This is a genomic window from Virgibacillus carmonensis (assembly GCF_057836705.1).
In genome coordinates this window covers 96,967-123,453 of record NZ_JBYQFJ010000010.1, presented here as the reverse complement: position 1 = coordinate 123,453, position 26,487 = coordinate 96,967, and the positions used below count along the sequence as shown (strand labels likewise).

Genomic DNA, 26,487 nt, shown 5'->3' with positions numbered 1-26,487 from the left:
ATGTCTTCATCGATTCAGATGCGCACAATTATGGACAAGCACGCACCAAATCGTTCAACAAAAATTATTAATGGTAAAAGCTCTAATATTTTAAATTGGGATGATGTCAGATTTGCTTGGGCATACCCGAAATATAAAAAAATGCTGGGTAACTTTTGGACTCCGTTCGAGATTAACATGGCACAGGATCGGAAACAGATTCAAACACTTACAGACAATGAACAGGAAGCTTTTCTGAAAATTATTGGCCTACTGGCTTTACTCGACAGTATTCAAACAGACTATGCGGGGAAAGTTGCTGATTATTTAACCGATTCAAGTCTGAACGCCTTGATGATCATTTTAGCACAACAAGAAGTAATTCATAATCATTCCTATTCATACGTATTATCGAGTCTGGTTTCCAAGTCGAAACAAGACGAGGTATTTGATTTCTGGCGAAGTGAGCCAGTGTTGGAAAAGCGAAATGATTTTATTACAAATGGTTATGAGGAATTTGTTGCAAACCCTAGTGTAGAAAGCTTACTAAAATCAATTGTTTATGATGTTATTTTGGAGGGGTTGTTCTTTTATTCCGGATTTGCATTTTTCTACCATTTAGCACGGAATCAGAAGATGGTCGCAACGTCTACCATGATTAATTATATTAACCGGGATGAACAAATTCATGTTGATTTATTTGTAAAAATCTATAAAGAGGTACTTATTGAATATCCAGAATTTGATTCGGAAGAAATGAGTATTTTCGTTCAACAAACATTTAAAGAAGCAGCTGATTTAGAAATAGAGTGGGCTAACTATATAATTGGTGAGAAAATTACAGGAATTAACATTGAGGATGTAGAATCTTACATTAAGTTTTATGCAAATGTTCGATGTAAACAGCTTGGTTACGAGCGGCCATACCCTGAGTACCGTAAAAACCCTTTACGCTGGATTAAAGCGTATGAAGAAGTTGATTTAGGTAAATCTGACTTTTTTGAGCAAAAATCAAGGCAATATACAAAAGTAAATTATACGGATAATGGATTCGACGATTTATAAAGTGAAACTTCATTTAGAGGGGGTTTTCCTTTTCCCCATTAAATGTTAGTTGAACCAATCGGGCTTGTACGGGTAGTTATCCCCACCCCCATTTTTAACGTGAGGATTTACTGCCCGTCAAACTGCGATAAATTGTAAGAACAGCTTCTAGAATAGAGGCTGTTTTTCTGCTATTATGGAAAGAAAAAAGGATTGATGAGGTTTGAAATGGAATATAAAAGAATTTCAAGCGTTAGAAAATAAAGAGTTATATGGCATTATGAAAGCCCGAGTCGATGTATTTGTAGTCGAGCAAGAATGTGCATACGAGGAAATAGATAATTATGATCAAGAAGCCACTCATTATTTTTTAACAATCGAAAATAAAGTTGCTGCATATGTACGAATTTTGCCAAGCAAAACGAAATATAGTGAAGTATCAATTGGTCGTGTGTTAGTGACAAAAGATTTTCGGGGGAAAGGTTACGCGAAACAGCTTATGAAAAAAGCAATTCACTATGTAACGAATGAATGGAAAGAAAATAAAATTAAAATCCAGGCTCAGAACTATTTACATACGTTTTATTCGGAATTAGGATTTGTTCAAATTTCCGATATTTACTTGGATGATAATATTCCCCACATTGACATGATTTGGAGTGGTGACACCTATAAACATTGATGCACCAACATTTACAGACGATTGATCACGGAAATTAACCAAAAAAGTCACAGGAAGGTCACATTTATTTTTAAAACACAATTTTTTGAAGCAGATCATCAAATTTGCCTCTGATTTTTTCGGAGGCATTTTCTTTCATCTTTTTCGTAACATGTGTATAGATTGCTAACGTTGTTTTAGGATCACTATGACCAACGCGTTGCATAATCGTCGGCAAATCGACTTCGGCCTCTGTCAGCATACTAATGTGTGTATGGCGGAATATGTGTGAGGAGGCATGTCTATCTATATTCGCTTTACGAAGGATTCGTTTAATTCTACCGTTTACATCCCCTCTAAAATAGGGATAGCCGTTCTTTCGAGGAAAAACAAAGTCAGCATCATGATAATCCTCAATTTCTAAACGATATTTCATTTTATGTGCGTCATTTTTTCTTACACGTTCACGCAGCATGTCCATAACAGGCTTTTCCATCTCAATTTTTCGAGCGGAACCATTTTTCGGTGTACCGAATTTATATTCGCTCATTTTTTCATTGTGGCCAGTTAAGGTTTTTGTTAAGTGAATAATATTATTTTCAAAGTCTAGATCACCTTTCTGTAATGCACATAGCTCACTTACTCGCAATCCGGAAAAAGCAAATGTGTAAAATCTTTCTTTATCTAATTCAAGACCATGCTCTAGAGTAGCTGCTAAAAACACATCTAATTCTTCTCTTTCCCAATATTTTTCTTCTATACTGTCTTTTTGTAGATCTTGAACTGTTTTTACTTTTTTAGGTATGACAATACCAGAAGCGGGGTTTTCGCCCATTAGTTTATATTTGACTGCAAATTTAAAAATCAAATTAGCACAGCTTTGAATGCCTAATAAGGTGTTATATTCATATTCGGGAGCCATGTCATTGATAATGTTTTGATAATAAAGATGTGTTAATTTCTCAATCGGTACTTTAGCCATTTTTTTATTTAATGCTTTCATTTGCACCACTCTGGTCTCAATCGTAGGTTCTTTTACACGGGTCAGCGTATACATTTCAAGCCATTTGATCGCAAGCCTATCAAATGTAACGCCTTTAACTTGCTTTTGATCCACACCTGTTTCGGATTGCTTGTTTATTTCGTACTCAACTTTTTTCTTGGCTTCTTTTTTTGTTTTCCCACGTCGTTTGATTTGATTTCTTTTGCCAGTCACCGGATTACGCATACCATCTTCGACACAGGTCCACCTAACTTGTCCACTTTTTAATGTTATTTTTTCACAGTGCATATTTACCCTCCTAACGATATAAAGAATTTATTTTTATACATATCTAATCGGTGGTTTGCAAATTCATAATCCACATTAAATAGATTCATAATCTCAAACACTGTAACATCTGTTACTTGCCTCAACATAAAAGTTGGTACGCAAAAGTGATAAGCGAAATAGTTTGCTTGATTTTCTTGTAAATCACGTAGTAACGTGTACATTGACAAATGATTTCCAGAATGCCTAAGAAAATGTCCGACCTCATGTCCGAATAATTGCCACTCTTGTTGTTTGGTTGACTTTTTAATGACTAGGTAGTTTTCTAGTCTTAAATTTGTTTTTCCATAATAAATGGTTAAGCCTAATAGTTTAGAGATTGTATCTATTTCTAGTTGTTGCGGTTTGGTAATCGAAAATGAACGATACAAATTATTGATAAAATCTTCTAGATGTGTGTAATTAATAGATAAAACCCCCATAATAAGAATGTACGTTCCCCTTAATTGTATAAAAGAGGGTGTACATAGTTTTGCACACCTTTTAAATCTAGTTATTCACAAGCAATGCCGTCTCCGTCTCTATCTAAGTGACTTCCGTATCCCGCATCTCCGGTTCTAATTGGATCAGCACCAGCGTCTCTAACTGCTGTACAGTTATCATAATATGTTTGCGTTGGTTCTGGCTCGGGAGTTGGTTCAGGCTCTGGCTCCGGCTCTTCCTGATAATGATAGCCATGATCATGGTCCGCATGGGCATAACCAGGAATAGACCATACACCTGTACCGTTTGCTCTCGGAGTTGCTTGGGCCTTGTGAAAGGTATCTAACATCGTCAAATCATTATATAAATATGCAGTTCGTGCTAATCCTTTTTTTAGTAACATTTCTTGAATTGTTTGACCGTCTATAAACACATAGGCTAGTAACCTGCCATAACGATCACGTTCTTCTGTTCCGACTTTGACCCGTACTTCTTCACCTGTAAGTGTATCTTTCACAAACTGAGATGCTTCGGGTCCAAATGGTTGAACCGGTTCTGAAGGGTGTACTGTTTCTGGGGTGTCAATCAATAGGAGTCGTACATCTTCGCTTTGTCCATTCATATTAATTTCTATAGTATCGCCATCTATAACTCTAGTGACAGTAGCGTTTGTCTGGGACTCTTCTTTTTTCTTGGCTTCGGCCGCAGCCTTAGCTTTCGCTTCTTGCTCAGCTTTGACTTTTTCAGCAGCTTTAGCTTCTTCTTCGGCCTTTGCTTTTTCTTCAGCGGCTATCTTTTCTGCTTCCTCTTTTTGTTTCCTTTCTTCCTCATCCTTTTCAGCATCAGCTTTCTCTTTAGCTTTTTGTTCCTCGGCAGCTTTTGCCTCTGCATCCTTCTTTTCTCGCTTTTCTATCTCTTCTGGTGATAATTTTTCATCAGCAACAGCGCTAGTTTTTTCTGTCATCAATGGCTCTTCAGGTGTATCATCACCGAATACAGAAATAATAAAACCAAAAATCATTAAGTAAACAACTATAGCGGTTATCCTTTTCCAATGTCTGCCGGATCTAAATCCTAATATTTTTTGATGCCAATTTCTTTTAACCTTTTCTATTTCTACATCACTTTTTTCATTTGCTAATTTGTAAATGTCCATACCGTTATTTGTCAGTCGATAATTTTGTCCGTTTAGTGTAAGATTCGTGCGCAATGCTAAGAAATCGACTTTTCCTGATTTTACATTTTCCCAAAGAATATTAGTAATAGGGGATAGCTCTTTATTTTTGTACTTATAAAAGAATAATCCTTCATCTGTTACAATAGAATATTCCCCAAAAGCTGTACTTCCTTCAATGTTTCCGTCCGTGATAAATCTAACATCAGAATGTTTTTGATCCGCAAGTTCTTTAATGGTATCTTTTTTTGATTTTGTTTCTTTGTTCCCTTTGATACAACCACCCCCATATTTTTCTATTTATATTCCCTCAATATATCGGCAACCTTTATAAAAAATGAAACTCGACTAGCTACTTTTTATAGTTATTCCATTTCTTCTTTAGGGATAAATTGAAAATCTATTCTTTGTTCTTCTCCTATTACACCATTTACAGGATCAACAGATCCGTCTACTACTTTATAAGGAGGATCAACAATCAATTTAATACTTTTCGGTATACTTTCCATGTCCTCAATTGGAACAACGAATATTCCTTCTTGCTTCACTTTTCCTATATATGTTTGAACAACGGGGTTTGAAGCCATTAATCCTTTATCTGTATACAATTGTTCCTTTGTATCAGTTGTTATTGCGATGGTGCCATTATAATCAACATCAAACTCATTGGTATTTTCGGCGATTGTTGTCAACAGAATAGCCCTTACATCGGTTTTACCTTTATATTTCTCTTCCATCTGAGCTGTTTCACTCAATTCAATATCAACCAAAGAAGGAACCAAATTCAACTTAAATCCTTCAAAATCTAATTCATAAAAACCACTTTCATTTATGTTGTCGTTCATGTACATTCCCACTAAAGAAAACTTGCCTATGTCATTTGTAAAAGTGTACTTATCATTATCTTTTTCTTTTTGATTGTTCTTTTCTGGTTCATCAGTACTAACTGCTTCCGAATCATTCTTTACAACTTGTTTGGCTGAAGAATCACCTTCACCACACGCCACTAAAAACAATAACAACAACCCTAAAGATAGCAATAAAATTTTTTTCATTTAATCACCCCTTTTATCTTTATATAATATGTATCTAATCATTTTCAAGGCTTCTTCTCGTTGTTCTTCATTCATATTTTCCCAGTCCTTGAACATGAGGTTTGTTTGTGGATCTTTAAGTAGCTTTTCAATTTTAGAATCTTCTTCAGCCACGTTTGGGTCGTCAGTTCTTCCCATAAGGTAGTCTGTTTTTACATTAAATAAATCAGCTATACGATTTATTGTGTCGAAGGGAGGTAGTTTTGTTCCATTTTCATAAGCGGTATATGTAACCCTAGCGACGTCGATTTTATCCGCAACATATTGTTGCGTCCATTTTTTGTTTGCTGCTTTTAACTTTTCTCTATAGTTTTTTAATCTATTGGAAAACTCCGTCATAAAAATATCACTACTTTCTATTACTAATACTCTGCATTATAAATGTTTCTTTCAGTAACTTCATCAATTGTTCCCATAAGTATAAATTAATTTTAAATATATGTTGACATGTTACTATTAAGAACCTATAATAAGGACTACCAAGAAGTTCCCAACAGGAACCAAGGAGGTGCAACATGAGGATTTGGTTAAAGAAATTGCGAGATAAAAGAGGTCTAACTCAAGAAGAAGTCGCACATCTATCTGGCATTTCAAGAAGTCATTACACCCATATAGAAAAAGGAACAAAAACACCATCTGTAGAAAAGGCTAAAGCAGTAGCGAAGACATTAAAGTTCGATTGGGTGCTTTTTTTTGAAAATAACAGTTCCTTTAAGGAACAAAAGCAAATGGAGGTCGTTTGATTGAATCAATTACAAACATTCGAAAATGATTTATTCAGAGTATCGGTAAAAAGCGAAAACGGTCAAAACGAATTTGATGTTGAACAGGTTGCTAAGTCATTAGGTATTACAACAGATGTAAGTGGCGCTTCATATGTTAGGTGGAGCAGAGTTAATAGTTACCTTCCAAAGGATTTGCCACAAGTGGCAAAAGGCGATTTCATTCCAGAATCCTTAGTTTACAAACTAGCATTTAAAGCTTCAAACGAGGTTGCTGAAAAATTTCAAGACTGGTTAGCAATCGAGGTTATTCCTTCTATTAGAAAAACTGGTTCTTATCAAGTGGAGCAACCTAAAACACAATCAGAATTAATGTTGATGTATGCAGAACAGTTCGTTAATCAAGAAAAAGAAATAAAAATACTTAAAGGTTCAGTTGATCAGGCTAATCAGAAAATAGACAACGTCTCAAACATTGTATCCATGAATAATGTCGGATGGCGCGAAAAAGTCAAAGTTATTTTAAGAAAAATAGCTAAAAACTGGTCAGGTATTGAACCTTACAAAAGCGTAATCACTTTAAGTTACGAAAAACTAGAAGAACGAGCTGGTTGTAAGTTAGAAATCAGGCTAAACAATCGAAAAGAGCGCGCTGTTTCACAAGGTATGAGTAAGACATATGTAAATAAAATCAACAAGCTTGATGTCATATCAGAAGAAAAGCGTCTTGTTGAAATTTATATCCAAGTAATTAAAGAAATGGCGATCCAATTCAGAGTTAATATTAATGATTTCAAATTCGAGGAAGTGATCTAATGCCAACCACAACATTTAGCCAAGAAGAGATTACTGGGATAGCAAATGAAGTCGTAAATAAATTGTTACCTACTTTACTTCAAGAATTGCAACAGAAACAAATACCACCAGTACTTACTCGGAAACAGTTTATGGAGCTAGTTGATATCAGTGCAAATAAGTGTAACGAACTTTTTCACCGAAAGGATTTTCCAGTAAATAGAGAATTGGGCCACCCCAGAGTAGTTACAAAAAACTTCTTCGAATGGCTTAATGCAACAAATCAAAATGCTGATGAAATTAACTTTCGACGTAGTTTAAAAATAATCTAACACCTATGAATCTAGTTTATTTCAAAAAATATCTAAAATGGAGGGGAACGTATTGACGAACGAAGTTAAGAAACATCGCATTTATAGAGCTTCATCGATAGCACGTATTTTACGAATTGCACGTGAACGCTCTGTCAATGCGAACATGCGAACGAAAACCACACTGGCAGAGTATTTAGGGGTTACTACTTTACGAATTACAAATATGGAAAAAGGAACAGCACTTATACCACTAGACCTTGCTTATGAATGGTGTAAAGCCGTTAAGGACAAAACGGCTTGGAAAGCGATTATGCACGCATATGGAGAAGCATTACCACCTACAAATCCAGAGTTACTAGATTCTGTACCCAACCAGTTGACTAACTACATAGAGCAGTCACAACAAGGAATTAAAGCAGCTGAACGGTTATTACAAATTAGCAAGGATAGACGACCAAAACTACCACTCTCTGATAAACAGGTAGACGAAATTATTAACTTAGCAACTGAAATACGTGATACAGATCAATCCAGTGAATGTGTACTCGATTCATTGGCCATGAATTGGAACGTTTGTACAGATGAAGTTGATAGGCGCTGGATTCAAGAAGCAGTTGTAGATCGCGTTATTGTTACTAACTTAAAACAAATGGACGAGATCAAACGGGAGGCGATCGGTGTATGAAGTGTCAATCCATGTTTTTAAACAACGATCTTCCAGAAGCAAAACGTGAGTATTATTGTTGCCTCGGGTTACTGGAAGCGATAAAAGAAAGACTTGAAGGCGGAGATTTCTACCAAGCTGAACAACGCATTATGGATCTCACTAATTCCAATCACCAGTTAAAAAGATTCCAAGCAAACAAGAGGGAGAAGTCTACTGGCAACTTGGTCCACATGCTTGAGAAAAGAGGCGAATCGAATGAGGTACTTCGTAAAGTTATGCACGAAAAATAGTGCTGCAGATTGGTTTTATTTAATCGCATTTGCTTTAACAATCGCTTTTGTATTTTACAGCATGATAACAAGTGCAGATAGATTAGGAGGATGAAAATGGAAAAGTTAAACGAACAACATTTAGATGTAATGAAAGCAGTTGAGGAAGGTGCAACCGTTTATGGGTACCTTGAGGCAAGAATATTACGGAATGTACAAAGCTATGATCCAGCACTAATCACAATTGTTCCCATAGAAGAAATGGAGTTAATAACTGGTGAAGAGTATGACGGTGCAAAACAACTTCCTTATTTCGGAGCAATTTTAACTCGAAAGGGTAGAGATTTTATTCATGAAAAAAGCGCTAAGTAGCCGACCAAAGCAATACTTAGCACCTTTACAAGTTATTCACTATTTTATCACTCCCTTGATAAAGAGGCAAGCTGGTCTTGCCTTAGTGGATAGAAGCAGTTGAATTGCCCCTCTCATCAATTGTTACTGTTTCTATCTACTAAGGTGCGACTTGCACCAACATTCACAGAACGTTCTAGTCAAACTGCTGTGAATCTAAAGCTAGAGGGGAGGGTTGCTGATGGATTTAAAAGAATTGAACCGACATTCGAAGGCGGTTGTTGAAGCAAATGAGAAAGGAATCCATTCGATGTGGATGAATGAAATAAATCTAGAACAAGGGCTATTCCATTCAATGATTACAAGATTTCAACTGAACACATCAACACGAAAAGCTAATGCAGAAACGTATCAAATAAGTTTTAGGATTAATGGGATTCTTTATTTCACTTATGCCAATCAGGAAGAATATGAACGCTTATTTGAGAAAAAAGGGCATAAAAAAATGACCAGCTGAGCAACTGGCCATTGGATATTCGAATTTATAACCTACCCTGATTATATTCGAATATCCCCATTATATCAAGGAGGGATAAGATGAAACAAATTAAGCTATTAAATTTAGTATTAACTAATTTCAAAGGCATTAAGCACTTCGAACTCAATGCGGAAGGTGAAAGTGTAAAAATTTACGGCGATAACGCTACTGGAAAGACAACATTGTTTGACGGGTTTGTATGGCTCTTATTCGATAAAGACAGCCAAAACAAAAAGGAATTTCAAATCAAGACGTTATTAAACGGAAAAGCTATTTCAAAGCTTGATCATGAAGTAGAAGCAACCCTTCTTATTGATGGCAAAGAAATTGCACTCAAGAAATCATACAAGGAAAAATGGACTAAAAAGCGCAATTCACCAACTGCCAATTTTAGTGGCCATACTACCGATTATTTTGTGAACGGAGTGCCAATCAAGAAGAAGGAATTTGAAGACAAGATTGCATCACTTGTTAATGAGGACGTATTCAAGCTTTTAACTAATCCTGCATTCTTTAATGAACAACTTAACAAGAATGAAAAGCGAGACTTGTTACTTGAAATTGCTGGGGACGTAACACACGAACAGGTAATAAATGCGAATAGCGATCTCGAAAAGCTAACAGAGTTTCTTAGCGGAAACACAATTGAAGAACATAAAAAGATCATTGCTAATAAACGTAAAGCAATCAACAAGGAATTAGAAAATATTCCTACTCGAATAGATGAGATCACTCGAGGGCTTCCGGATACAAACGGACTAGATAAAGAGGCGGTTGAAAAACAACTAGACGAATTGAGCAAGCAGTTAGAAGCCAAGCAAGAAAAGATAAATGCTATCCGAAATGGTAGTGAAATTAACAAGCTTCGCGCTCAAATTAGTGACATTGATTTGCAGATTAGAAACGTTAAAAATGAGCATCAGCAAAACGGACAAAATGAGCTTTACAAATTAAAAGCTAGGCTCCAGGAGGAACTATCAAACATTTCTATCATTCAATCAAAGGTTAAGAATCAGGAACAACGCAAAGATATGAACGATGATTATATTAAAGAAAATCAAGCTGCTATGGATAGATGGCGCTCTCAATGGCAGGAATTAAACCAGCAGGAGTTTAAGCATGAAGCAGATTGCAATTGTCCAACATGTGAACAGGAACTACCTCAAGAAAAAGTAGAAGAGGCTAGGGAAAAGGCTCTAAAGCAATTTAATGCTAATAAATCCGAGCAACTTGAAGGCATCAAAAATAAAGGGTTGGACGCAAATAAAAAGGTTGAATCAGTTAAAACAGAAAACGAATCCATCAATATCAAAATCCAAAAATTGACGGCTCAAATTGACGGTAAGCATTCGGAATTATCCAAGCTGGAAGAGAAGATAGAAACTACTAAAAATAATGTTCAACCTATCACTGAGAACGATAAATACAATCAGTTGATCAGTGATAAAGAAGCACTAGAACTAAATATTGAGGGATTAAATAAATCCGTTGCGGAATCTGTTCAAGCTGTCCAGGAAGAGATTACAAGCTTAAAAGAACAACAAAGTACCATTCAGATTGATTTAAGCAGACTAGCGCAATCGGAGCAATCAACTAACCGTATCGCTGAGTTGGACGCTCAGCAGCAAAACTTGTCGGAACAATATGAGCAATTGGAACATGAATTATACCTATCGGAAGAGTTTATTCGAACTAAGGTTAACATTTTAACTAAACAGATTAACAGTAAGTTTAAGTACGCAAGATTTAACTTGTTTAAAGAAAATATCAATGGTGGCCTTGAAGAGGTTTGTGAAACCACATTCGAAGGTGTTCCTTATAGCTCTGGCCTTAATAATGCAGCACGAATAAATGTCGGTTTAGACGTTATAGACACACTTTCTAAGCATTACGGTGTTCAAGCACCTATATTTGTCGATAACGCTGAGAGCATTACTAAATTAATAGATATAGATAGTCAGATTATAAGCTTAGTAGTATCTGAACCAGATGAAACACTACGTGTAAAAAATGTTCGAGAAATGGAGTTGGTTTAATTGAGCAACAACCTAATGGTCAAACCTGTTGAATTTGAAGTGAATGGTGAGACGGTAACGCTATCAGGTAACACGGTCAAAAACTACCTTGTTAGAGGAAACGGTGATGTGTCTGATCAAGAACTGGTTATGTATATAAATCTATGTAAGTTTCAAAAGCTAAACCCATTTTTAAATGAAGCGTACCTGGTTAAGTTCGGAACACAACCAGCTCAAATCATTGTATCAAAAGAAGCGTTTATGAAGCGTGCAGAGAATCATCCGAAATATGAAGGTTTTGATGCAGGCATTATCGTTGAACGTGAAGGTGAATTGGTTGAGGTTGTGGGTGCTGTAAAGCTTGAAAAAGACAAATTAATTGGTGGTTGGGCAAAGATTTTTAGAAGTGATAGAAAACAACCAGTTGTTGTAAGAATCAGCCTTGATGAATTTAGCAAAGGACAAGCAACATGGAAGCAGATGCCATTGAACATGATTCGTAAGTCAGCAATTGTTAATGCGCAGCGTGAAGCATTTCCAGAAACACTAGGTTCTTTATATACAGAGGAAGAGGCTAATTCAGCCCCACGTGAGGAAATTGTCTATGAACAAGAAATCAGTAAGAATGCTAATTCAGAGGTAATTGATATCGATTCTGTAAAAGAAGATAGTAGTGAACCTAACCAAGATAATACACACCAGGATCAAACAAGTTTAGACCAGGTTATGAACGACATGGAAGAAAAAGAAACTGCTTCATCTGAAGGACCAGGATTCTAATGATTGAGATTAAAACACTGGCTTCTAGTTCAAAGGGGAATTGCTACTTCGTGACGGATGGTAGCACTCCCTTGCTCTTGGAAGCAGGAATACCCTTTAAATCGATTAGAAAAGCATTGAATTTCAAGACTAGCAATCTAGCAGGGTGTTTAATCACCCATGAGCATAAAGACCACTGTGCGGCCGTAAATGACGTTTTAAAAGCAGGCATTAACACATACATGAGTAACGGCACCAAAGAATCATTAAACATAGAGCATCATCGATTGAAGCCTGTTCAAGCTAAGAAGCAATTTCAAGTCGGTACATGGACCATATTACCTTTTGGTGTGCAGCATGATGTTTCAGAGCCTTATGGGTACCTGCTAGCAAATAAGGCCGGTGAGAAGCTTTTATTTGCTACAGATACCTATTACATCAAATACAAGTTTAAAGGGCTCACACACGTCATGGTTGAATGTAATTACAGTAAAGATATCTTGAATGAAAATATAGCCTCTGGACGCGTTCATGAAGGCATGAAAAAAAGGTTGCTACAATCTCATTTTAGCTTAGAAAATGTTAAGGGATTTTTGAAGGCGAACGATTTAGCGAATGTGCAAGAGATCCACCTGCTGCATTTGTCAGACAGCAACAGTGATGAAGCATTGTTTAAAAGAGAGATCCAAGAGCTAACTGGAAAACTAGTTTATATAGCATAAGAAGAGGGGTGATGTTGGTAATGCTAGGGTGGGTTAAATTACACCGAAACATCATGCAGAGCGATACTTTTTCAAAATTAAATGCCATTCAACAGCTGATAGCTATTTACATTATTTTAAATGCTAATCATGAAGATGGCGTTTGGTATGACAGATATAAAGATATACAAGTTCCTGTAAAAAGGGGTCAGTTAATTACTTCCAGGAAAAAGATAGTGAACGAATGGTTCAAGGGTGATAAAGAAGTGACTGAGCAAAAGGTACGGACAACTATAAAGAAATTAGAGGGACTAAACTTTTTAACCACCCAAGCAACCAACAGTTACACCATTATAGAAGTGCTTAACTACAACGTTTATCAGAAAAAAGATAATGAAACTAACCAACAGAATAACCAAGAAATAACCAAGTCTCAACCAGCAATTAACCAGGTCTTAACCACAAACAAGAATGATAAAGAATGGTCTAAGAATGTAAAGAATGATTTAAAAGATTCTACTACTACTGTCGACGCCATTGTTTTTTATCAACAAAACTTCGGGACCATTTCTCCTAGAATGTCTGAACATATTCTGGGTTGGATTAACGATGTTGGAGACGAAATGGTGATTGAGGCATTGGATAGAGCCTTGAAGCGAAATAAAAAATCTTGGGGATTTGCAGAATACCTTTTAAAAGATTGGGCTCGAAAAGGGATTAATACGGTTGATCAAGCGAAGGCCGAGGAAGTAGAGTTCCAGAACCAGCAAACCAATCGGACTGGATATCAAAATCAATCAAACGAAGTTGTTCCAGATTGGTTCAAGAATCGCAAAAAGCAATCGAATCCTAAACAGGAAAAGACTTTGGGGCAAGAAGATGAACAAAAATCCAAAGAAGAATCAGAGCGCATTTTAGCCATTTTAAATAAATACAGCGATTAAAAAACGATTGGGGATTGAATCATGAAAACAGTTGATGCACATGAAGAATACATGAAATCTCACATCATAGAGCAACTACACAAGGTTGGTTATTACAAAACAGAGGACAAGCCATGCAGGGAATTGGCTCATAAATTGGCGGTTGCCAGGGCGATGGAAGTAGATGTTTCCAAACCTGAAAATAAATATTTCTAGAAAGGGTGGCTTTGATGGGCGTACAAGCTGTTGAATATGACAGACAAGGAAGAATGGTTTATCACCCAGATTTCCACTCGAAAACAGGAACAAGATGGTCAAAATCCGACTTGGAGTATCTTTGCAAATACTACGAATTTGACAATCGTCGAAATATCTCATTTGCCCTGGAAAGACCAGAAGGACTTCTTGCATGTAAGTTATCGGAACTTAAGAAGTCAGGGAAATATGAGTATTATAAAAACCTTAATAGACATTGGTAAGGAGGATAAATCATGAATTTTAAACACTGGATCCAATGTAAATTATTCGAGAAACACAGAATTGACTATTGTTCCGATCGCTGCATTGTCTGTGATCGATTGAGGAGGCGCAATTGATGAGACCGGGTGAAAGGAAACGATTAAGAATTGTTTCCGAGAGGCAAATGTTTCTAATGCGTGAGCTATATAGATTTGGTATTAACCAAACTAGTGATGGCAGGAATTTCGAAGATGTACCCTTACCCGTTTTAGAAGTTGATTACATCAACGAAAAATGCAGAATGGCAAATATAACACAGCTGCAGGAGAGTGAATGGCAATGATTAATTATGGCAATCGGGGCATGGCGTTTGAATATAGCTTGGATTACACCAACCAGATCTACATAAATCAAAGAAAAGCTATGATCAATAAACGGCCAACACCTATGAAAATTGTTGGAAATGCTAAGGGAAATAAATATGTTTGCGTGTTTGATAGCAAATCAACAGTTGATTATGACGGGATTTACAAAGGGAAACCAATTGCTTTTGAAGCGAAGTCAACGAATGAAAAGCGATTGCCACTAAGCATGGTTACCGATGATCAAATCAAATACCTAGAATCAGCAGAAAAACAAGGAGCTATCTCATTCCTAATCGTCGAAATGAGGATATCTAGAGAGGTTTACTTGATTCCGAATAACATGCTCCAGAAATATGTGAAAGAAGCTAGAAATGGTGGTAGAAAGTCTATTCCGATACGTGATTTGGAAGTCTATGCGTATCTAGTTAAGTCACAACAAGGTGTTCCACTTGATTATTTGAGTGTTGTAGATAAATTACTTGCTGCAGCAACAGCATAATTAAAACAAAATTGGAGGTTTTGAAATGGACTACATGGTTAATTTGAATGAATTTGCAGATGGTGCTCTAGCAGAACGATTTAACGAGGAGCTTCAAAAGATTTTAACGAACATCGCGGATCCTAACACTGATCCAAAGAAGAACCGTACGCTTACTATCCAGATAAACATTCATGGTGATGATAGACGCGATGTGTTGAATGCTAGTGTCATAGCGAAATCAAAGCTACTGCACGCTAGGGAAGTTGAAACAAAGCTTCTAACCGGAGTTGATGGTCAAGGCAACATGGTTGGAAAAGAGCTCAAGTCAGGTGCAAAAAATCAAATGTTTATCGATAACGATGGTGATGTGGCCCAAGACGACGGGGAGAAGGTTCAAGAAAGAGAAAAGGTGCTCAATTTTAGGGAGCAGCGGTAGTGGACCAGCTAAATCTGTTCGAAGTTGATTACCAGGAGATCATTATCCCTAATGATGTTATCTCACCACTGGAATCAACAAAAGGTGTCAAAACAAAGGAATTCAAGAAACAGCAGCTGCGATGGTCTGAATACGTTCAGGCCATCCAGAATCATCATAAATGCTCCTGGAACGATGCTAGGAATCTATTAATAAAACATCGAGATGAACAAGAGCCAATAAAGGCGCAAAACAAATAAATAAAATATTTGGAGGAATGAAAAATGATTAAAGAAGCTATTCAGTATGTTGTAGGTATGGGGAAAGCTGAGATCCATGAAAGAAATGGACAGGATTACTCGGACAAGTCGTTGCAACTTTTGAAAGAGCCAATTGCTGGCTCATTAGGGGTAAATACACTTTCAGGATTAATTGATTATCTAAAATCAGAATTCGATGGTACCGACCAAGTAATCGTTCATGTGGAAAGTCCAACAAGCGTTGTTGCTCATTCGCAACTTAACGGGGATAAGAACAGAGATGCATGGGTCCATGCTGAAGCAATGCTGCCAAAATTCCACTTTGATCGTTTTTACGATACAGAGTTATTCAATATCAAATTACAGTCAGCTTTTGTGAAGAGTGAAGACCGCGACATCATGCTTAGGGTAGTTGGAAACATTACGGAGGAAAATGTCCAGACTCACGGCGACGATGGTGTATCACAAAAGGTTGTTGCAAAAACAGGTGTGGCATCCGTCGGAAATGTTGAAGTTCCTAACCCTGTTTCCTTGGCTCCATATCGTACATTCGTAGAGGTTGATCAACCGCAAAGTGATTTCATATTCAGGATGAAGTCGGGCCCAGAATGCGCGCTATTCGAAGCAGATGGTGGGGCTTGGAAATTAGAGGCTATGAGAAACATTGAGGAATATTTGTTGAAGCATCTTGATGAGGAAATTCAATCAGAAAGAATTACCATTATTGCTTAAATAATAAGAGGGGCCTGCTGCTTAGGTGGGCTCCATTAAAAAAAGCCAAGAGCATGGCTCCTGACTTCATTCGACAAATATATTATATCATACGGGGGTCTGCTTTGTGCGATTACAAACCGTTCCAGTAGAATTAGATAAAGAAAAATTGAACATAGATGTTGACTTAAATGCAGGAAAAAAACCGTTTATTGTCGTATATTGTAATGGAGAAGCAAAATTAACCTACCTTCCTGAATATGGTGAGACTAAAGTAATTACACACCAGGGTAAGGTGAAAAGGGTTAAGTTTGATGAGGGGGAGGATTTTTGAAAAATTATCTTAATACGCTACTAGCTGACCCTAGCTTTATGGGAGCTTTACTTGGCGCACTTCTCACAGGGGGAATTGCGATTTATATAATGAACTGGAATAACGTCCTCAGTAAGAGACGGAATCAAAAAAACATATTAGAGAATTATTTAAAAGAGTCTAGTTATTTACTTTCTGCTATTAAGTCATTGCAGGAGCATTTAAATCAGTATATTAATTATCAATTTGATGATGAGAATATTGAGACAAGGGTGGATGACGAAGGTTTTCCTACTCAAATTGTAAATGATGTTATATTTGCCAAAAAACTGAATGAATCCGATATAAGAAATTACTTAAATAAAGTTAAGTCTATTGATAGACACCATTTCACATATGACACTTTTAACATTTATTTAGACATTCTAAATTTGTGTGAATCAAAAATTGAATATTTTTGGCAAAGAAGTTTGAATGTAAATTCGGATGGAATAGCTGATATTCTAGGATCTTCATCTGAGGAATTAGAAGGTTATATCAAAAGACTAGATAAAAAGCATCAGGAAAATGAAAGGAAATATAACAAATTATAAAAATCTCGAATAAGTTCTACGAGGGGGAAGATTTATGAGTACAGCAGATATTATACAATTAACTGTTACTGTTTTAGGGTTCTTAGGAGTGGGTTTCATTCCACAGTATTATTATGAAAAAAAACTAAACAAACTGAAGAGTGAAATCGCAAGGTTAAATATTTCAGTTGAACAAAATCATCCAGTGAAAATGGAAAGGTATAAAGATTTTGTTGATAATTTTTTTCAGCATACAAAAATCAAAGACGAGAAGAAGAAAAATGAAAAGGCAGGTCAAAGTATTAGAGATATATCAAATGCAGTTTTCTTATTTGGTAGTGATCAAACCATGGAAGCATTTTTAAAAATTAGGGAATTAAATCCCATGACAAAAGAGGAACAACACCAAACATTAGCTTACACCGCTAAGTTTATGGTTGAACTGAGAAAAGATTTAAATGGCGGAAAAAGTAATGTTAGTGCAAAAGACTATTTAAGATTATTAATTAATGATTATGATAATATAGGTGATAAATTAAATAAATATTTATAGTTTCTACCAGCTAACTGGAAGAAACCGAATGAAAACTTATTAAAGAAGATGAAGGTAGATGAGAGGGAAGATTTTTATGGATGCTAATAGAAGAAATGCTTTACGAATAATCAGTAAATATAACCAGAGGAAAAGAAAATTTGAAAATTTTTCCAACGCCTTACAGAATTTGATAGAGAGGCTTCTTTACGCTAAAGGAATTTATGTTCATAGTGTCCAAGCCAGAGTAAAGGAAGTATATAGTCTTAGAAAAAAAGTCGATGGTGGAAAGTATTCTGATTTAGAAGAAATCACAGATTTAGTAGGAATAAGAGTAATAACTTACTTTGAAGATGATGTAGACAAAATCTCAAATGTTATCGAGGAAGAATTTAAAATAGATGAGGATAATTCCATTGATAAAAGAGAAAAGTTGAGTCCCAATACTTTCGGGTACATGTCTGTGCACTATATTGTTAGTTTATTATCAAGTAGAGAACAATTGGTTGAGTACTCTGAGTTCAAAAATATGAAGGCAGAAATTCAGGTTAGATCTATTCTACAGCATGCATGGGCAGAAATAGAGCATGACTTGGGTTATAAAAATGAAATAGATGTTCCAAAAGAGATAAAAAGAGATTTTTCTAGAGTAGCTGGTTTATTAGAAACAGTCGACAAAGAGTTTGTGCAAATTAAAGATAGGTTAGAAGTTATTGAGGGTAAGATTAGTGATAAATTGAACGAAGGAGAATATGATATAGATCTTAATAAAGCTTCTTTAATTAATTATATTATTGAAAGCAAACTTATATCTGAAATGGATAATAGTATTGCAGATTATGGTCTTTTAGAGGAAACGGTGAATATAACTGGTTTATTAAATAAATTAAAGTATTTTAATATTGAGAAAGTTGATGAATTAGACAAGTTATTAATCCATAATAAAGATAAAATTATTAAGTTGGCAAAAAAATGGTTAGATCTTAGAGAAAATTCAAGCAAATTAGGACACGGTATTTCTATTTTTTATACAGGATATTATATGGCGAGTAAGGATAGTAATAAGGAAATGCTGGAACATTACCTAATTGAAAACAAAATTGGGGAAATAGACAATAGGGAAGAAATTGTAGAAGAACTTTTAAAGTTAAGCAATGATTTATAAATGAAATTTGTTCTACCAGCCAACTGGAGGACACTGAATGACAGCGAAGCAGCTGCCGTTTGGTGTCCTTTTTTTATTTCAATTTAGGAGGGGTTCAATTTGAGAGGTTTCAAAGTATTTATCATTGCGTTAGCAATATTTATGATTTTTGTAAGTATCGCTGGAATTATAGCTGAGATATTCCAGATAAAAATTACATTCATACTGTCAATATATTCATTTGCTGTGGTTTCTTTATTGCTTGTTGATGAGGTGAAGAAATGAAACAGGTCTATCGCATTAAATTCGTGATTAGTCCATATCGGAAAGATAAAAAGAAAAAGGCGCAACAACCGATAAGATGTAGTAAATATGCTCAATTACTTTTCGATGAAGGGGCTGGATTCAATGAACGTAAAACAAATTGAAGACCTAATCTATCAGTACCATTGGAGAAAAAAAGAACTTGATCGAATCAGTAATATATTATGGGGATCAAATCGTCATAGCAAGTCCGTAGGTGTGGCTCAATATGGAATTGAAGCAACATTACCTAAACCAAATACAAACCTTAAGAGCATGGCTGAAATGGACGATATGGATGCAAGGGAAAAACGTTTGTTTGAACGATGGATAACCTATCAAGAAAAAGTAGAATTTGTGGAAACCATGATGTATAAGCTTTTTGATGAACAGCACCAAATTATATTAGATTGCATGATGGAGGGTATGAGTTATCGTTCTATAGCAGATCATTTACATGTTAATCGAAATAAGGTAACAGATATGAAAAAAGATATGTTGTGCCAAATATGCCAATAATGACAGAAATGACAAAAAGTGCAACATTTTTAGAATTATTTTCCACACTGTAAACTGTGGGTAGGGCGGCTAGGCGAACAGTCCTGGCTGAATAACATTACGTTGGCAGCCTTTCAGATGCTCTTCATTTTATGTGCCTCCTAACCGATAATTTCATTGGTGAGGTGATTTATGTGAAGTATATTAAAAAAGCATGGCCTAAAGTTAGTGTCTTACTTTTTATTATTTATTTATTAGGTGCATTAGCATCTGTATTATTAATGATGTTTATGATTTCTGTAGTATTCCTGTCGAATAAAATTACAGACGTTTATACAATTAATACTATTACTTTGATGATAGCTTTATTATCAATTCCAGGTATTTTTATCACAATGACTGGTGTGGTTCCAAAGAAGAAAAAGAATAAAAGTGTTAAAATGGAAGGTCAATGTTCTAATTGTTGGGAAAAAATGAATTTTTACTATGAAGAACAGTAATGCAGGAATTTGCCTTCTTTTGTCGAATGTGTTTGATGAAAGGAGAATGTGATTTATGGTGACAAAGAATATAAATCGGTTACATTTTATATACTGGTTTATCATTTGGGTTTTAATTACAGGTTTTACTGCTGGAGTAAGTTTCTTCAATAATACTGATATGATAAATATAATTTCTGTTTCCTCTGCTATTATATCAATCATTATTGGTGTATTAGCTATCTTTATATCTATATATCAAGGTATAACACAAGGTACAAGTATTCAAAAAATTAATCAATCCGCAGAAAGAGTAGAAATTATAACGAAAAAATTAGAAAGTTTCAAGTTTGAAAAGATGGATCAAAAGATGGACACAATAATTGATGTGGTGAGTAGTGATTTTAAGTCAAGCCCAGACCAATTAAATGGAAATTCCGATGAGGTAACCAAAGATTTATTAAAAATAATTTTCTTGAAAACCAGAATAGATACTAACATTTCATATTTTTTAATAAAATCTTATGAGAAAAGTAATATTTTAAATATGGCTGCTTTTACGAATCTTTTTAGCAACAGAAAACGAAATGACAAACTGAATGAAGATGTATATAGAGGAGCGGTAATAGAACATTTATCATTACTAAATAGGACTAATTTTATTGCAATAATTGGATCGCCTACCCAAGATTCAATTGAATTTGAAGACATGAGCACTGAATATATTGAAACTGTTAAGGACCAAATTGATATTATAAGAGAAAGCAAGGAAAACTTTGTCATGTTTAAAGAGATAGATAAAATGATAAGAGAAGATTAGCATCCAAATTGGATGCTTTTTCTTTTGCCCAAAAAAACGAATCACTGGAGGCGGTGACAATGTAAATGCCAAGAAAAAGAGATCCAAGACGTGATGAAGCATTTGAGATATGGAAAAAAACCAAAGGCGAACGAAAGTTAAAGGATATTGCTGCTGAATTAGATATAAGTGATTCCCAGATTCGCAAATGGAAAAGCCAAGATAAATGGGACGATAAATTAAAAGGTAACGTTACTAATTCGAAAAGGAGCATTACTAAACAAAAAGATACGAATCGAATTAGGGATGCTACTCCTGAAAAGCAAGAGTCTTTGCAAGGTGATGAACTCACTGATAAGCAAAGGCTTTTTTGTATTCATTATGTTAAGAGTTTTAATCAAACTACAGCCGCTATTAAAGCAGGGTATTCTCCAGATAGAGCTCACGTAACAGGTAGCGAGCTGGTAAGAAATCGTAAGGTTGGCGAATATATCCGAGAATTAAAAGGCAATATGACCGACTCGTTATTCATTGATGCGATGGACGTATTACAGAAGTATGCAGCTATTGCTTTTGCTGATATTACCGATTACACCATCTTTGGAAAAAAGGAAGTAGAAGTAATGGGGATGTTTGGACCCGTTAAAGATGAATTTGACAACCCTCTTATGCAAGAAATTAACTATGTAGACTTTAAAGAATCGAATGCAATTGATGGAACAATTATTACAGAAGTCAAACAGGGCAAAGATGGCGTTGCTATTAAACTAGCTGACAAGATGAAAGCGTTGGACAAGCTGGATAAATACTTTGAATTACTTCCAGATGGTTACAAACGAAAACTGGAAGAGGAAAAAGTCGCTATGCAACGTGAAAAGTTAGCACTTGATAAGGCAAAAGCTAACATTGATGATGGCCAGTATGAAGATGATGGATTTATCGAAGCGTTAGGTGATGCGGCGGAGGTGTGGAACGATGACAGCGACGATGGAAGCACCGAAGAAACTTAAACCAGCGCTATTTAGATTTAAGGCTTTTTCTAATAAACAGAAGAAGATTTTGACCTGGTGGCAAAACAAGTCACCGGTTAAAGAAAAAGATGGGATTATATGTGATGGGTCCGTTCGAGCTGGTAAAACAGTAGTCATGTCACTTTCCTATGTAATATGGGGAATGGAAACATTTCACGAAGAAAACCTAGGCATGGCTGGAAAAACGATTGGATCATTAAGACGTAATCTCATTACACCATTAAAAAGAATGCTTAAATCAAGAGGATACCGAGTAAAGGACCACCGATCTGATAACTACTTAACAGTAACTTTTAGGGGTAAAACAAATTACTTTTATATATTTGGCGGAAAAGATGAGAGCTCACAGGATTTAATACAAGGAATTACATTAGCTGGAATGTTCTTTGATGAAGTAGCACTAATGCCTGAAACATTTGTTAGTCAAGCGGAAGCACGTTGCTCTGTCGATGGTTCGAAGTACTGGTATAACTGCAACCCTGCAAGTCCTTATCATTGGTTTAAAGAAAAATATATTGATAACTTACAGGGTAAAAACTTAATTAGATTACATTTCACAATGGACGATAACCCATCATTATCTCAACGAGTAATCAATCGGTATAAGCGCATGTTTACAGGTGTTTTCTATAAGCGATTTATTCTTGGTTTATGGGTGCTTGCTGAAGGTGTTATCTATGACATGTTCGACCAGGACACTCATGTAGTTAAAACGAAAAAACGTAGCTACTCTGAATACTATGTGTCGATCGACTATGGAACACAGAACCCAACTACATTTGGGTTATGGGGGAAACATGAAAAGACATGGTACAAAGTCAAAGAATATTACTATGATGGACGTAACTCGTCCAGACAAAAGACAGATGTTGAATACAGCAAGGATTTAAAAGAATTTGTAAAAGGTATCCGGGTTAAAGGTATTGTGGTGGATCCATCGGCTGCTAGTTTTATAGCGCAATTAAGAAGAGATAGGTTTTATGTTATCGAAGCTAAAAATGCAGTGTTGGATGGAATACGTAACATGCAAACAGCATTAAGCGGATTGATGATTCTATACAATGACTGCTGCAAAGAAACCTTTCGGGAGTTTTCTTCCTATGTTTGGGATAAGAAAGCGTCTGACCGAGGGGAAGATAAACCGGTTAAGCAGTTCGATCATCTACTTGATGGTGATCGCTACTTTATACAAACAATTTTGTTTGCTCCAAAAGCAGGAATAAGTTCTTCAAGCGCCTGGTAGGCGTTTTTATTATGCATTAAAAAGGCAGGTGAGTACATGACAATAAAGTGGGCTAAGTGGAATAAATCAATAATCGAAAAAGAACATGGTAAAGTATATTTTTATCGTGATCTATACGAGGGTAACCATTCACAGATATTCTCCAGGGCAAAGGAATTAATCGGTAAGGGTGAGATTATTGATAACATTGTGGAAGGCTCACAGAAGGCTAAGAATGTTCGAACACCTTACATTATGGCTAATATATCTAAACTCATTCCCGAGATTCCCGCTATGTTGGTTGCCCGTTCAATCGGTGGTATTACATCCTCAGTGGCTTCGACAGAAGAACAGGATGATAATTCTAATAAAGATACGAACGATCAAATTGATAATCCTGGCGATGCTATAAATGATATTCAAATAAAGCTTATAGACCAAATCGAAAAGAACTCAGGCCTTAAGTTCGAACATTGGAGTAACATCGTTCAACAACAAGTAGACGGTGGTCTTGTCGGTGTACCGTGGAACGATGAGCGCGGCTTGAGAATCGATTTCAAGCAACGTGATGTATATTTCCCTCATGAGGATGGATTAGGCGCTGATTTAGCATATGAACGTGAATTTGATGAGGAAGATTATTTGCATGTTTATCGTGAACGAATTGAAGATGATGGATTAAGGGCTACGCATTTTTTGTATCGTCTTAATTCGGGCGACCGAACAGAAAAGGTTGAAGAAGATAAGACGAAAGAATTACTTGGACTAGATGGGTTAGAAGAACTTTATGCAGGGCGTACTCGTCAATTTATTGTTTACTGGCCGAATGAAAAGACATTCTCAAACCCATTAGGTGTTTCCTGCCTTAAGAACCAAGAAGGCAAGCAAGATGAGATTAACTGGACTCTTACTAGGAGCGCAATCACCTTTGAGCGTAATGGAAAGCCAAGGGTAGCAATCTCAAAAGAAATAATGGCAGCTTTGCAGGACGCGGCACAAGAGCGATACGGGGACGAAAAGAAGATTGATCATCGTGATTTAGAAATCACCACTTTTGATGATAAAGGTAAGGCTCTGGAAGTCATTCAGATTGATATTACGAAAATAGGTGATATGCAGTGGATTAAAGACTTAATGAAGCTAATGCTCATGGAAACTAAAACTTCGGAAAAGGCGGTTGACTTTTATCTGGATGGTGAAGGCTCAAATGCCGCTCAATCGGGCGCTGCTAAATTCTATGATTTATTCATATCTCTTATCAAAGCTGAACAAATACAAGGGGAGTATATTTATTTCCTGCAGCAGTTATTCGAAAATACGTTATGGCTTGCGAATAAAGATGATGCAGCAGTCATTATTGAAGAACCAGAAATCACTATTAAGTCCATGATTCCGATTAATCGCAAAGAGCTAATTGAGGAAAACAACAAAGCATATACAGATGGCACACAATCGCTTGAAACAACGATTCGAAGGAATAACCCGGATGCATCCGAGGAATGGATTCAGGAAGAGATTATAAGGGTTGAGGAAGAAGCGCAAGGGGATGATTCAACATCATTAGTAAGCGGACGTAATACGTTATCTAACTATATGGACAATCGCGACAAAGATGGTAATCCGATACAGGATGATGACGAATGAACGAAGAAACGTTATTAAAATACATCGGATCTGTTGTTAAGGAAATCCTTGCAAGGGTATTTAATGCGCGTGATTTACAAGACAAAGAACAAGAGAAAAAATTAATTGATGAAATAATATCCATACTTGATCAGTTCGGTTGGACACTAGATAAAGTTATTCCGCAACAGGTAATTGTTAATTATTTTGGCGGTGTCGATAAAGCTACTAAGCTACTGAATGGAGAAGGTATGGCCATTGATCCTACACTTTCTTTAACGAAAGATGGACAAGTTGCAAAAAGGTTTAAGAAGAAAATTCATAAAGAAGCTGTTGCGGAATTGGTGGACGATACCCTACTTGACTTGAAATCTGCAATCAGAACTGCAAAAAAGAGCGCAGAGACTAATATAACGCAGATGCTTGATGATGTTCGTGAAGACCTTGCAAAAGGTGCTATAACAGGTGATGCAAATAAGGTTGTAAGTCAACGTGTTGGCAAGTCTTTTGCTAAGAATGGTTTGACTAGCTTTGTAACATCAGATGGTAAGGATTTACCGCTTGATTATTATAGTTCACTTGTTGTTAGGACTAAGAATAGGGAAGCAGGAACGAGTGGTGCAAGCACTAGATATCAAGAAAACGGTGTTGGACTAGTTAAGATCAATGAAAGAGCAGATACGTGTCATATATGTGCTAAATTCAGGGGAATGGTTGTTGATTTGACTGGTGAGCATGAAGGTTTCAGAAGTGGTGTCAAATTGCCGCCTTATCACCCTCATTGCAGAGGGAATATAATCCCATTTGTAATTGAATTCAAAACGGATGAGGAAATCCAAGCGGAAAAGGATAAATGGAAAAAGTTTAAGCCTGAAGAAGATACACGGACAGATGCGCAAAAGAAGGCTTATGAAAAAGAGCAGTCCACCAGACGAAAAGCCAATGAGGAAATAAAAATGTTTGCTCGTTATCAGGCTTTGCTTGGCGATAATATGTATAAAACCATCGGCGCTTTTCGGCGCGGCAAAAGGGAAAACTCAATAAGGTTTCAAGAATTGCAAAGTGAATATCGGAGCATAACGCAACAGATTAGCAGACGCTAGTCTTTTTATTATGTTTGAAAGGCGGCAATTAGATGATTCCGAAACAAATAAAAGTTGGTGGATTGAATTATAAAGTCGAACAAAAGCCGTTTGTCGAAATAAACAACAATAAAAATTATCTTGGAGCTTGCGATTATGACAAAACAACCATTGAAATATTTAAAGGGCTATCGGAAGAAAAAGGACAAGAAGTATTTACGCACGAATTAACGCACGCAATATTCGAACAAGCAGGTTTTGAAGAACATGACGAGGATATGATTAATCGCGTTGGCAAAGTGCTTCACCAGGTACTTAAAGATAATTTTAATTTCTAGTGGAGGTGATCATAAATCTCGGTGCTATTCCGTTAAATAGCTTGTCTATAACCATGCCGATGACGCTATAAACTGCATGAGCAAGGTTCCTGCTACCAAAG

Annotated in this window: 39 protein-coding genes; 34 read left to right on the top strand and 5 right to left on the bottom strand. The window is 36.1% G+C overall.

What is annotated here, in order from left to right; genetic code table 11:
* Together AC3G7N_RS10445 and AC3G7N_RS10440 are read left to right on the top strand one after the other, a co-directional pair.
* Nucleotides 1-1,044 (top strand): ribonucleotide-diphosphate reductase subunit beta, encoded by a 1,044-nt coding sequence (locus tag AC3G7N_RS10445; RefSeq protein WP_489422091.1) that lies wholly within the window; start codon nt 1-3, stop codon nt 1,042-1,044.
* Between the two features lie 202 nt (nt 1,045-1,246).
* Complete coding sequence (locus AC3G7N_RS10440) at nt 1,247-1,705, top strand: GNAT family N-acetyltransferase (protein ID WP_489422090.1); 459 nt, start codon at nt 1,247-1,249, stop codon at nt 1,703-1,705.
* Between the two features lie 70 nt (nt 1,706-1,775).
* Here AC3G7N_RS10440 and AC3G7N_RS10435 read toward each other — a convergent pair whose 3' ends face one another.
* The 5 genes from AC3G7N_RS10435 to AC3G7N_RS10415 all read right to left on the bottom strand — a co-directional run bounded on the left by AC3G7N_RS10435 (nt 1,776) and on the right by AC3G7N_RS10415 (nt 6,044).
* The gene (locus AC3G7N_RS10435; RefSeq protein ID WP_489422089.1) at nt 1,776-2,975 is read right to left on the bottom strand and encodes a tyrosine-type recombinase/integrase; all 1,200 of its coding nucleotides are present in this window, start codon (nt 2,973-2,975) and stop codon (nt 1,776-1,778) included.
* A gap of 2 nt (nt 2,976-2,977) precedes the next feature.
* A complete protein-coding gene (locus AC3G7N_RS10430) occupies nt 2,978-3,436 on the bottom strand; it encodes an ImmA/IrrE family metallo-endopeptidase (RefSeq protein ID WP_489422088.1) in 459 nt (152 codons plus the stop codon).
* A gap of 71 nt (nt 3,437-3,507) precedes the next feature.
* On the bottom strand, nt 3,508-4,647 hold the full coding sequence (locus tag AC3G7N_RS10425; RefSeq protein WP_489422087.1) for a thermonuclease family protein: 1,140 nt from the start codon (nt 4,645-4,647) through the stop codon (nt 3,508-3,510).
* Nucleotides 4,648-4,976: 329 nt separating this feature from the next.
* Entirely contained in the window at nt 4,977-5,666 is a 690-nt protein-coding gene (locus tag AC3G7N_RS10420) for a hypothetical protein (RefSeq protein WP_489422086.1), read from the bottom strand.
* A complete protein-coding gene (locus tag AC3G7N_RS10415) occupies nt 5,667-6,044 on the bottom strand; it encodes a helix-turn-helix domain-containing protein (RefSeq protein ID WP_489422085.1) in 378 nt (125 codons plus the stop codon). It abuts the gene before it with no gap.
* Between the two features lie 176 nt (nt 6,045-6,220).
* Here AC3G7N_RS10415 and AC3G7N_RS10410 point away from each other — a divergent pair, with 176 nt between their 5' ends.
* The 32 genes from AC3G7N_RS10410 (at nt 6,221) to AC3G7N_RS10255 (ending at nt 26,386) form a co-directional block, all read left to right on the top strand.
* Nucleotides 6,221-6,448, top strand: a complete 228-nt coding sequence (locus AC3G7N_RS10410) for a helix-turn-helix transcriptional regulator (RefSeq protein ID WP_489422084.1) — start codon at nt 6,221-6,223, stop codon at nt 6,446-6,448.
* Nucleotides 6,449-7,243 carry a BRO-N domain-containing protein gene (locus tag AC3G7N_RS10405; RefSeq protein ID WP_489422083.1) on the top strand — a complete coding sequence of 265 codons (795 nt, stop codon included), beginning with the start codon at nt 6,449-6,451 and terminating at the stop codon, nt 7,241-7,243. It begins immediately after the preceding gene.
* Nucleotides 7,243-7,554 (top strand): hypothetical protein, encoded by a 312-nt coding sequence (locus tag AC3G7N_RS10400; protein WP_489422082.1) that lies wholly within the window; start codon nt 7,243-7,245, stop codon nt 7,552-7,554. Before AC3G7N_RS10405 ends, AC3G7N_RS10400 begins: the two co-directional genes overlap by 1 nt.
* A 52-nt stretch (nt 7,555-7,606) precedes the next feature.
* Entirely contained in the window at nt 7,607-8,221 is a 615-nt protein-coding gene (locus AC3G7N_RS10395; RefSeq protein WP_489422081.1) for a hypothetical protein, read from the top strand.
* On the top strand, nt 8,218-8,493 hold the full coding sequence (locus tag AC3G7N_RS10390) for a hypothetical protein (protein ID WP_489422080.1): 276 nt from the start codon (nt 8,218-8,220) through the stop codon (nt 8,491-8,493). Before AC3G7N_RS10395 ends, AC3G7N_RS10390 begins: the two co-directional genes overlap by 4 nt.
* A 96-nt stretch (nt 8,494-8,589) precedes the next feature.
* Nucleotides 8,590-8,844 carry a hypothetical protein gene (locus AC3G7N_RS10385; protein WP_489422079.1) on the top strand — a complete coding sequence of 85 codons (255 nt, stop codon included), beginning with the start codon at nt 8,590-8,592 and terminating at the stop codon, nt 8,842-8,844.
* Nucleotides 8,845-9,064: 220 nt separating this feature from the next.
* A complete protein-coding gene (locus AC3G7N_RS10380; protein ID WP_489422078.1) occupies nt 9,065-9,340 on the top strand; it encodes a hypothetical protein in 276 nt (91 codons plus the stop codon).
* An 80-nt stretch (nt 9,341-9,420) separates the two neighbouring features.
* Nucleotides 9,421-11,397 carry an AAA family ATPase gene (locus AC3G7N_RS10375; protein WP_489422077.1) on the top strand — a complete coding sequence of 659 codons (1,977 nt, stop codon included), beginning with the start codon at nt 9,421-9,423 and terminating at the stop codon, nt 11,395-11,397.
* A gap of 15 nt (nt 11,398-11,412) precedes the next feature.
* Nucleotides 11,413-12,156 carry a phage recombination protein Bet gene (gene bet, locus AC3G7N_RS10370; protein WP_489422104.1) on the top strand — a complete coding sequence of 248 codons (744 nt, stop codon included), beginning with the start codon at nt 11,413-11,415 and terminating at the stop codon, nt 12,154-12,156.
* The gene (locus AC3G7N_RS10365; RefSeq protein WP_489422076.1) at nt 12,156-12,857 is read left to right on the top strand and encodes an MBL fold metallo-hydrolase; all 702 of its coding nucleotides are present in this window, start codon (nt 12,156-12,158) and stop codon (nt 12,855-12,857) included. Before bet ends, AC3G7N_RS10365 begins: the two co-directional genes overlap by 1 nt.
* 53 nt (nt 12,858-12,910) lie before the next feature.
* Nucleotides 12,911-13,780, top strand: a complete 870-nt coding sequence (locus tag AC3G7N_RS10360; RefSeq protein WP_489422075.1) for a DnaD domain-containing protein — start codon at nt 12,911-12,913, stop codon at nt 13,778-13,780.
* Nucleotides 13,781-13,801: 21 nt separating this feature from the next.
* On the top strand, nt 13,802-13,975 hold the full coding sequence (locus tag AC3G7N_RS10355) for a hypothetical protein (RefSeq protein ID WP_489422074.1): 174 nt from the start codon (nt 13,802-13,804) through the stop codon (nt 13,973-13,975).
* Between the two features lie 14 nt (nt 13,976-13,989).
* Nucleotides 13,990-14,238: a DNA-entry nuclease gene (locus AC3G7N_RS10350; protein ID WP_489422073.1), complete on the top strand. Its 249-nt coding sequence runs from the start codon at nt 13,990-13,992 to the stop codon at nt 14,236-14,238.
* Nucleotides 14,239-14,354: 116 nt separating this feature from the next.
* Nucleotides 14,355-14,561: a hypothetical protein gene (locus AC3G7N_RS10345; protein ID WP_489422072.1), complete on the top strand. Its 207-nt coding sequence runs from the start codon at nt 14,355-14,357 to the stop codon at nt 14,559-14,561.
* Nucleotides 14,558-15,082, top strand: a complete 525-nt coding sequence (locus tag AC3G7N_RS10340; RefSeq protein WP_489422071.1) for a Holliday junction resolvase RecU — start codon at nt 14,558-14,560, stop codon at nt 15,080-15,082. Before AC3G7N_RS10345 ends, AC3G7N_RS10340 begins: the two co-directional genes overlap by 4 nt.
* Before the next feature lie 25 nt (nt 15,083-15,107).
* On the top strand, nt 15,108-15,500 hold the full coding sequence (locus AC3G7N_RS10335) for a replication terminator protein (protein WP_489422070.1): 393 nt from the start codon (nt 15,108-15,110) through the stop codon (nt 15,498-15,500).
* On the top strand, nt 15,500-15,739 hold the full coding sequence (locus AC3G7N_RS10330) for a hypothetical protein (RefSeq protein WP_489422069.1): 240 nt from the start codon (nt 15,500-15,502) through the stop codon (nt 15,737-15,739). Before AC3G7N_RS10335 ends, AC3G7N_RS10330 begins: the two co-directional genes overlap by 1 nt.
* 24 nt (nt 15,740-15,763) lie before the next feature.
* Nucleotides 15,764-16,471 (top strand): hypothetical protein, encoded by a 708-nt coding sequence (locus AC3G7N_RS10325; RefSeq protein WP_489422068.1) that lies wholly within the window; start codon nt 15,764-15,766, stop codon nt 16,469-16,471.
* 106 nt (nt 16,472-16,577) lie between these two features.
* Nucleotides 16,578-16,784: an XtrA/YqaO family protein gene (locus AC3G7N_RS10320; RefSeq protein ID WP_489422067.1), complete on the top strand. Its 207-nt coding sequence runs from the start codon at nt 16,578-16,580 to the stop codon at nt 16,782-16,784.
* A complete protein-coding gene (locus AC3G7N_RS10315) occupies nt 16,781-17,356 on the top strand; it encodes a hypothetical protein (RefSeq protein ID WP_489422066.1) in 576 nt (191 codons plus the stop codon). Before AC3G7N_RS10320 ends, AC3G7N_RS10315 begins: the two co-directional genes overlap by 4 nt.
* Nucleotides 17,357-17,390: 34 nt before the next feature.
* Nucleotides 17,391-17,888 (top strand): hypothetical protein, encoded by a 498-nt coding sequence (locus tag AC3G7N_RS10310; protein WP_489422065.1) that lies wholly within the window; start codon nt 17,391-17,393, stop codon nt 17,886-17,888.
* Between the two features lie 76 nt (nt 17,889-17,964).
* A complete protein-coding gene (locus AC3G7N_RS10305) occupies nt 17,965-19,032 on the top strand; it encodes a GTP pyrophosphokinase (RefSeq protein ID WP_489422064.1) in 1,068 nt (355 codons plus the stop codon).
* A gap of 99 nt (nt 19,033-19,131) precedes the next feature.
* Entirely contained in the window at nt 19,132-19,296 is a 165-nt protein-coding gene (locus AC3G7N_RS10300) for a hypothetical protein (RefSeq protein WP_489422063.1), read from the top strand.
* The gene (locus tag AC3G7N_RS10295; RefSeq protein WP_489422062.1) at nt 19,293-19,439 is read left to right on the top strand and encodes a hypothetical protein; all 147 of its coding nucleotides are present in this window, start codon (nt 19,293-19,295) and stop codon (nt 19,437-19,439) included. The genes AC3G7N_RS10300 and AC3G7N_RS10295 overlap by 4 nt, the downstream gene beginning before the upstream one ends.
* Nucleotides 19,420-19,833, top strand: coding sequence for a sigma-70 family RNA polymerase sigma factor (locus tag AC3G7N_RS10290; RefSeq protein WP_489422061.1), 414 nt, complete (start codon nt 19,420-19,422; stop codon nt 19,831-19,833). Before AC3G7N_RS10295 ends, AC3G7N_RS10290 begins: the two co-directional genes overlap by 20 nt.
* Nucleotides 19,834-19,964: 131 nt before the next feature.
* Nucleotides 19,965-20,312, top strand: a complete 348-nt coding sequence (locus tag AC3G7N_RS10285) for a hypothetical protein (protein WP_489422060.1) — start codon at nt 19,965-19,967, stop codon at nt 20,310-20,312.
* 55 nt (nt 20,313-20,367) lie between these two features.
* Nucleotides 20,368-21,111: a hypothetical protein gene (locus AC3G7N_RS10280; RefSeq protein ID WP_489422059.1), complete on the top strand. Its 744-nt coding sequence runs from the start codon at nt 20,368-20,370 to the stop codon at nt 21,109-21,111.
* 65 nt (nt 21,112-21,176) lie between these two features.
* Complete coding sequence (locus AC3G7N_RS10275) at nt 21,177-22,100, top strand: terminase small subunit (RefSeq protein ID WP_489422058.1); 924 nt, start codon at nt 21,177-21,179, stop codon at nt 22,098-22,100.
* Entirely contained in the window at nt 22,066-23,364 is a 1,299-nt protein-coding gene (locus AC3G7N_RS10270; protein WP_489422057.1) for a PBSX family phage terminase large subunit, read from the top strand. The genes AC3G7N_RS10275 and AC3G7N_RS10270 overlap by 35 nt, the downstream gene beginning before the upstream one ends.
* A 36-nt stretch (nt 23,365-23,400) precedes the next feature.
* Nucleotides 23,401-24,987 carry a hypothetical protein gene (locus AC3G7N_RS10265; protein WP_489422056.1) on the top strand — a complete coding sequence of 529 codons (1,587 nt, stop codon included), beginning with the start codon at nt 23,401-23,403 and terminating at the stop codon, nt 24,985-24,987.
* Nucleotides 24,984-26,069, top strand: coding sequence for a phage minor capsid protein (locus AC3G7N_RS10260; RefSeq protein WP_489422055.1), 1,086 nt, complete (start codon nt 24,984-24,986; stop codon nt 26,067-26,069). The genes AC3G7N_RS10265 and AC3G7N_RS10260 overlap by 4 nt, the downstream gene beginning before the upstream one ends.
* Nucleotides 26,070-26,101: 32 nt before the next feature.
* The gene (locus AC3G7N_RS10255) at nt 26,102-26,386 is read left to right on the top strand and encodes a hypothetical protein (protein WP_489422054.1); all 285 of its coding nucleotides are present in this window, start codon (nt 26,102-26,104) and stop codon (nt 26,384-26,386) included.
* Nucleotides 26,387-26,487: the final 101 nt, after the last annotated feature.

Bases quoted from the DNA above. Each gene is read 5' to 3' on its own strand.
- AC3G7N_RS10445 (WP_489422091.1), top strand. From the start codon at position 1: ATGTCTTCATCGATTCAGATGCGCACAATTATGGACAAGCACGCACCA.
- AC3G7N_RS10435 (WP_489422089.1), bottom strand. From the start codon at position 2,975: ATGCACTGTGAAAAAATAACATTAAAAAGTGGACAAGTTAGGTGGACC.
- AC3G7N_RS10430 (WP_489422088.1), bottom strand. From the start codon at position 3,436: ATGGGGGTTTTATCTATTAATTACACACATCTAGAAGATTTTATCAAT.
- AC3G7N_RS10420 (WP_489422086.1), bottom strand. From the start codon at position 5,666: ATGAAAAAAATTTTATTGCTATCTTTAGGGTTGTTGTTATTGTTTTTA.
- AC3G7N_RS10415 (WP_489422085.1), bottom strand. From the start codon at position 6,044: ATGACGGAGTTTTCCAATAGATTAAAAAACTATAGAGAAAAGTTAAAA.
- AC3G7N_RS10410 (WP_489422084.1), top strand. From the start codon at position 6,221: ATGAGGATTTGGTTAAAGAAATTGCGAGATAAAAGAGGTCTAACTCAA.
- AC3G7N_RS10400 (WP_489422082.1), top strand. From the start codon at position 7,243: ATGCCAACCACAACATTTAGCCAAGAAGAGATTACTGGGATAGCAAAT.
- AC3G7N_RS10390 (WP_489422080.1), top strand. From the start codon at position 8,218: ATGAAGTGTCAATCCATGTTTTTAAACAACGATCTTCCAGAAGCAAAA.
- AC3G7N_RS10385 (WP_489422079.1), top strand. From the start codon at position 8,590: ATGGAAAAGTTAAACGAACAACATTTAGATGTAATGAAAGCAGTTGAG.
- AC3G7N_RS10380 (WP_489422078.1), top strand. From the start codon at position 9,065: ATGGATTTAAAAGAATTGAACCGACATTCGAAGGCGGTTGTTGAAGCA.
- AC3G7N_RS10375 (WP_489422077.1), top strand. From the start codon at position 9,421: ATGAAACAAATTAAGCTATTAAATTTAGTATTAACTAATTTCAAAGGC.
- bet (WP_489422104.1), top strand. From the start codon at position 11,413: ATGGTCAAACCTGTTGAATTTGAAGTGAATGGTGAGACGGTAACGCTA.
- AC3G7N_RS10365 (WP_489422076.1), top strand. From the start codon at position 12,156: ATGATTGAGATTAAAACACTGGCTTCTAGTTCAAAGGGGAATTGCTAC.
- AC3G7N_RS10360 (WP_489422075.1), top strand. From the start codon at position 12,911: ATGCAGAGCGATACTTTTTCAAAATTAAATGCCATTCAACAGCTGATA.
- AC3G7N_RS10355 (WP_489422074.1), top strand. From the start codon at position 13,802: ATGAAAACAGTTGATGCACATGAAGAATACATGAAATCTCACATCATA.
- AC3G7N_RS10350 (WP_489422073.1), top strand. From the start codon at position 13,990: ATGGGCGTACAAGCTGTTGAATATGACAGACAAGGAAGAATGGTTTAT.
- AC3G7N_RS10345 (WP_489422072.1), top strand. From the start codon at position 14,355: ATGAGACCGGGTGAAAGGAAACGATTAAGAATTGTTTCCGAGAGGCAA.
- AC3G7N_RS10340 (WP_489422071.1), top strand. From the start codon at position 14,558: ATGATTAATTATGGCAATCGGGGCATGGCGTTTGAATATAGCTTGGAT.
- AC3G7N_RS10335 (WP_489422070.1), top strand. From the start codon at position 15,108: ATGGACTACATGGTTAATTTGAATGAATTTGCAGATGGTGCTCTAGCA.
- AC3G7N_RS10325 (WP_489422068.1), top strand. From the start codon at position 15,764: ATGATTAAAGAAGCTATTCAGTATGTTGTAGGTATGGGGAAAGCTGAG.
- AC3G7N_RS10310 (WP_489422065.1), top strand. From the start codon at position 17,391: ATGAGTACAGCAGATATTATACAATTAACTGTTACTGTTTTAGGGTTC.
- AC3G7N_RS10305 (WP_489422064.1), top strand. From the start codon at position 17,965: ATGGATGCTAATAGAAGAAATGCTTTACGAATAATCAGTAAATATAAC.
- AC3G7N_RS10295 (WP_489422062.1), top strand. From the start codon at position 19,293: ATGAAACAGGTCTATCGCATTAAATTCGTGATTAGTCCATATCGGAAA.
- AC3G7N_RS10290 (WP_489422061.1), top strand. From the start codon at position 19,420: ATGAACGTAAAACAAATTGAAGACCTAATCTATCAGTACCATTGGAGA.
- AC3G7N_RS10285 (WP_489422060.1), top strand. From the start codon at position 19,965: ATGTGCCTCCTAACCGATAATTTCATTGGTGAGGTGATTTATGTGAAG.
- AC3G7N_RS10280 (WP_489422059.1), top strand. From the start codon at position 20,368: ATGGTGACAAAGAATATAAATCGGTTACATTTTATATACTGGTTTATC.
- AC3G7N_RS10275 (WP_489422058.1), top strand. From the start codon at position 21,177: ATGCCAAGAAAAAGAGATCCAAGACGTGATGAAGCATTTGAGATATGG.
- AC3G7N_RS10270 (WP_489422057.1), top strand. From the start codon at position 22,066: ATGACAGCGACGATGGAAGCACCGAAGAAACTTAAACCAGCGCTATTT.
- AC3G7N_RS10265 (WP_489422056.1), top strand. From the start codon at position 23,401: ATGACAATAAAGTGGGCTAAGTGGAATAAATCAATAATCGAAAAAGAA.
- AC3G7N_RS10260 (WP_489422055.1), top strand. From the start codon at position 24,984: ATGAACGAAGAAACGTTATTAAAATACATCGGATCTGTTGTTAAGGAA.
- AC3G7N_RS10255 (WP_489422054.1), top strand. From the start codon at position 26,102: ATGATTCCGAAACAAATAAAAGTTGGTGGATTGAATTATAAAGTCGAA.